At 54.2% G+C, this 5,643-nt stretch carries 3 rRNA genes; all 3 read right to left on the bottom strand.

Features of this window, described 5'->3' with window-relative positions:
• Nucleotides 1–7 precede the first annotated feature (7 nt).
• Nucleotides 8–124, bottom strand: a 5S ribosomal RNA gene (gene rrf, locus ACUYTF_RS13440).
• Nucleotides 125–291: 167 nt separating this feature from the next.
• Nucleotides 292–3,393, bottom strand: a 23S ribosomal RNA gene (locus ACUYTF_RS13445).
• 484 nt (nt 3,394–3,877) lie between these two features.
• Nucleotides 3,878–5,402: ribosomal RNA gene (locus ACUYTF_RS13450) — 16S ribosomal RNA — on the bottom strand.
• The 16S, 23S and 5S rRNA genes sit together here, the layout of an rRNA operon.
• Between the last annotated feature and the right edge of the window lie 241 nt (nt 5,403–5,643).

A 5,643-nucleotide genomic window follows, 5' to 3' on the forward strand; every position in this document is an offset into this window, starting at 1 on the left:
AAAAGGAGTTCGGCGGTGTCTTACTCTCCCACGAGGTCCCCCTCGCAGTACCATCAGCGCAGTCAGCCTTAGCTTCCGGGTTCGGAATGTGACCGGGCGTTTCCCTGACGCTATAACCACCGAAACACTATTGACATACCCAAACCCCACACACGACCAATAGCCGTACCCAGGGGGTTTGTGGTCATACGTCAAGAACCACAAAGTGGACGCAAACATCGTTACACATACTGCCTATGCCATACCTCACCCTTGTGCCCGTTTGAAGTCGAACACCAGTGGATATGAAATGAAGTCAAGTCATTGGTTTATTAGTACCAGTCAGCTCCACCCGTTACCGGGCTTCCACATCTGGCCTATCAACCCAGTCATCTACTGGGAACCTACAACACCGAAGTGTATGGAGATCTCATCTCGAGGCCGGCTTCCCGCTTAGATGCTTTCAGCGGTTATCCATCCCGAACGTAGCCAACCAGCCATGCCCTTGGCAGAACAACTGGCACACCAGAGGTCCGTCCAACCCGGTCCTCTCGTACTAGGGTCAGATCCTCTCAAATCTCCAACGCGCGCAGAGGATAGGGACCGAACTGTCTCACGACGTTCTAAACCCAGCTCGCGTACCGCTTTAATGGGCGAACAGCCCAACCCTTGGGACCAACTCCAGCCCCAGGATGCGACGAGCCGACATCGAGGTGCCAAACCATGCCGTCGATATGGACTCTTGGGCAAGATCAGCCTGTTATCCCCGAGGTACCTTTTATCCGTTGAGCGACAGCGCTTCCACAAGCCACTGCCGGATCACTAGTCCCGACTTTCGTCCCTGCTCGACCTGTCAGTCTCACAGTCAAGCTCCCTTGTGCACTTACACTCGCCACCTGATTGCCAACCAGGTTGAGGGAACCTTTGGGCGCCTCCGTTACATTTTAGGAGGCAACCGCCCCAGTTAAACTACCCACCAGGCACTGTCCCAACACCCGATCAGGGTGCGTGGTTAGATATCCAATATGACCAGAGTGGTATTTCAACAATGACTCCACGAACACTAGCGTGCCCGCTTCACAGTCTCCCACCTATCCTACACAAGCCACACCGAACACCAATACCAAGCTGTAGTAAAGGTCACGGGGTCTTTCCGTCCTTCTGCGCGTAACGAGCATCTTTACTCGTACTGCAATTTCGCCGAGTTCACGGTGGAGACAGCTGGGGAATCGTTACGCCATTCGTGCAGGTCGGAACTTACCCGACAAGGAATTTCGCTACCTTAGGATGGTTATAGTTACCACCGCCGTTTACTGGGGCTTAAATTCAAAGCTTCGAACCGAAGTTCTAACCTCTCCTCTTAACCTTCCAGCACCGGGCAGGCGTCAGTCCGTATACATCCACTTGCGTGTTAGCACGGACCTATGTTTTTAGTAAACAGTCGTTCCCCACTGGTCTCTGCGGCCACCACACCCTTTCCCAAGCAAGTTGGTATAAGTGGATGGCCCCCCTTCTCCCGAAGTTACGGGGGCATTTTGCCGAGTTCCTTCACCATGATTATCTCGATCTCCTGAGTATTCTCTACCTGACCACCTGAGTCGGTTTGGGGTACGGGCAACAATAGACCTCACGTCGATGCTTTTCTCGGCAGCATAGGATCACCAGCTTCCCCATACGGGTCCGCATCACATCTCACCCAAAGCCGCAAACTCTTCATAAGCGACGGGCTACATGCTTACACCGGGACAACCATCGCCCGGCACTGGCTACCTTCCTGCGTCACACCTCACGCTCACCACCCCAGTTCGGGTTCACAGCCGCCACCCCGCTTCACCCGAAGGATCCACGAAGTCTTGGTTTGTTTAGCACTACTGGTTAGGTCTTTGACGGTCTACCGCCGGTACGGGAATATCAACCCGTTGTCCATCGACTACGCCTGTCGGCCTCGCCTTAGGTCCCGACTTACCCAGGGAAGATTAGCTTGACCCTGGAACCCTTGGTCTTCCGGAGGACGGGTTTCTCACCCGTCTTTCGCTACTCATGCCTGCATTCTCACTCGTGTAGCATCCACGACTGGATCACTCCGCCGCTTCACTCGCCACACGACGCTCTCCTACCCAACCGCACAACTGAACCACGAAGGCTTGTCGATATGCGATTGCCACAACTTCGGTGGCGTGCTTGAGCCCCGTTACATTGTCGGCGCGGAATCACTTGACCAGTGAGCTATTACGCACTCTTTCAAGGGTGGCTGCTTCTAAGCCAACCTCCTGGTTGTCACAGCAACTCCACATCCTTTACCACTTAGCACGCGCTTAGGGACCTTAGTTGGTGATCTGGGTTGTTTCCCTCTCGACTATGAAGCTTATCCCCCACAGTCTCACTGCTGCGCTCTCACTTACCGGCATTCGGAGTTTAGCTGACGTCAGTAACCTTGTAGGGCCCATCGGCCATCCAGTAGCTCTACCTCCGGCAAGAAACACGCAACGCTGCACCTAAATGCATTTCGGAGAGAACCAGCTATCACGAAGTTTGATTGGCCTTTCACCCCTATCCACAGCTCATCCCCTCAGTTTTCAACCTAAGTGGGTTCGGCCCTCCACGCGCTCTTACACACGCTTCAGCCTGGCCATGGATAGATCACTTCGCTTCGGGTCTAGGACACGCGACTGAATCGCCCTATTCAGACTCGCTTTCGCTACGGCTACCCCACACAGGTTAACCTCGCCACGTATCGCTAACTCGCAGGCTCATTCTTCAAAAGGCACGCCGTCACCAGAATCAGACTGGCTCCGACGGATTGTAAGCACACGGTTTCAGGTACTCTTTCACTCCCCTCCCGGGGTACTTTTCACCTTTCCCTCACGGTACTAGTCCGCTATCGGTCATCTGGAAGTATTTAGGCTTATCAGGTGGTCCTGACAGATTCACACGGGATTTCTCGGGCCCCGTGCTACTTGGGATACACACCACGCGGTAAAACCATTTCGACTACGGGACTCTCACCCACTCCGGCCCGCCGTTCCAAGCGGTTCGTCTATAGCTTCACTCTCACGTCGAAGACTCAGCAGCGTCTCCCGGCACGTCCCACAACCCCGACCATGCAACCCCTGCCAGGTATCACACATGATCGGTTTAGCCTCATCCAGTTTCGCTCGCCACTACTCCCGGAATCACTATTGTTTTCTCTTCCTGCGGGTACTGAGATGTTTCACTTCCCCGCGTTCCCTCTACCCGCCCTATATATTCAGGCGGGAGTCACCAGGTCAGCAAGCCGCCTGGCGGGGTTTCCCCATTCGGAAATCCTCGAATCACAGCCCGTTTATCGGCTCCCCGAGGCTTATCGCAGATTACTACGTCCTTCTTCGGCTCCAGATGCCAAGGCATCCACCGTATGCTCTTGAAGACTTGAAATCACATAAGCATTAATCATAAAAAACACACACCCTCAACACCCCCAAAAGGAATGCATCAACATGTGCGACCAATGAAAATATATAAAGTATTTCAACCCCGACACCCCCAAAAGGATGACGGGATCAAGATGCTCGCGTCCACTGTGTAGTTCTCAACGTACAACCGATCCCACCCGACAGAACAACACGTTCCTGCCCAGCAGGTCAGAGACACCCAGTCCACCACCACCCAATCCAACGAATCAGATGCCAGCCGGCTGGTCCCTCAGGACCCAATAGTATGCACTTAGTAACCCGCCCCAACAACCACCCACCTCTTCCAACAAGCTGTCCACGAGGAACACCTTGCGTACTGGGATAGGCGAGCTATCAAGACGAGTCTTGTCGAATGTTCCACCCATGAGCGGTATCGCATCACTCGTTTGGTGATGAACGACCCATTCTGCGACCACCATCCAGGGATGGGGTCGAGTGCTCCTTAGAAAGGAGGTGATCCAGCCGCACCTTCCGGTACGGCTACCTTGTTACGACTTAGTCCTAATCACCAGTCCCACCTTCGACGACTCCCTCCACAAGGGTTAGGCCATCGGCTTCGGGTGTTACCGACTTTCATGACTTGACGGGCGGTGTGTACAAGGCCCGGGAACGTATTCACCGCAGCGTTGCTGATCTGCGATTACTAGCGACTCCGACTTCATGGGGTCGAGTTGCAGACCCCAATCCGAACTGAGACCGGCTTTTTGGGATTCGCTCCACCTTACGGTATCGCAGCCCATTGTACCGGCCATTGTAGCATGCGTGAAGCCCAAGACATAAGGGGCATGATGATTTGACGTCATCCCCACCTTCCTCCGTGTTGACCACGGCAGTATCCCATGAGTTCCCACCATAACGTGCTGGCAACATAGGACGAGGGTTGCGCTCGTTGCCGGACTTAACCGAACATCTCACGACACGAGCTGACGACAACCATGCACCACCTGTATAACAGTGTCCAAAGAGTCCCGTATTTCTACGGTGTTCTGCTATATGTCAAGCCTTGGTAAGGTTCTTCGCGTTGCATCGAATTAATCCGCATGCTCCGCCGCTTGTGCGGGCCCCCGTCAATTCCTTTGAGTTTTAGCCTTGCGGCCGTACTCCCCAGGCGGGGAACTTAATGCGTTAGCTACGACACAGAACCCGTGGAACAGGCCCTACATCTAGTTCCCAACGTTTACGGCATGGACTACCAGGGTATCTAATCCTGTTCGCTCCCCATGCTTTCGCTCCTCAGCGTCAGTTACGGCCCAGAGATCTGCCTTCGCCATCGGTGTTCCTCCTGATATCTGCGCATTCCACCGCTACACCAGGAATTCCAATCTCCCCTACCGCACTCTAGCCTGCCCGTACCCACTGCAGGCCCGGAGTTGAGCTCCGGGTTTTCACAGCAGACGCGACAAGCCGCCTACGAGCTCTTTACGCCCAATAATTCCGGACAACGCTTGCACCCTACGTATTACCGCGGCTGCTGGCACGTAGTTAGCCGGTGCTTTTTCTGCAGGTACCGTCACTTTCGCTTCTTCCCTACTAAAAGAGGTTTACAACCCGAAGGCCGTCATCCCTCACGCGGCGTTGCTGCATCAGGCTTGCGCCCATTGTGCAATATTCCCCACTGCTGCCTCCCGTAGGAGTCTGGGCCGTGTCTCAGTCCCAGTGTGGCCGGTCACCCTCTCAGGCCGGCTACCCGTCGTCGCCATGGTGAGCCATTACCTCACCATCAAGCTGATAGGCCGCGAGTCCATCCCCAACCGATAAATCTTTCCAACAACAGGCCATGCGACCGTTGCTCATATCCAGTATTAGACGCCGTTTCCAGCGCTTATCCCAGAGTCAGGGGCAGGTTACTCACGTGTTACTCACCCGTTCGCCACTCTTCCACCCCTGCAAGCAGGGGCTTCATCGTTCGACTTGCATGTGTTAAGCACGCCGCCAGCGTTCGTCCTGAGCCAGGATCAAACTCTCCGTAAAAAACATGTGCACCACGAGAAGCGGAATAAGCCCCCATGCTGCGAGTTTGACCTGACAAAATACGAACATCATTACTGACGTTCAATTTGTCCAAAAGGAATCACCATCAACCACACCCAAACAGATGCAGCGACGGGATAAAAAATTGGCATTTGACAATCAAGTGCACACTATTGAGTTCTCAAAGACCAGACACCACCCGTACACACCCCATCACAAGGCTTCCGAACAGCAACCTGTC

It is taken from the genome of Leucobacter sp. GX0328, from assembly GCF_053567315.1.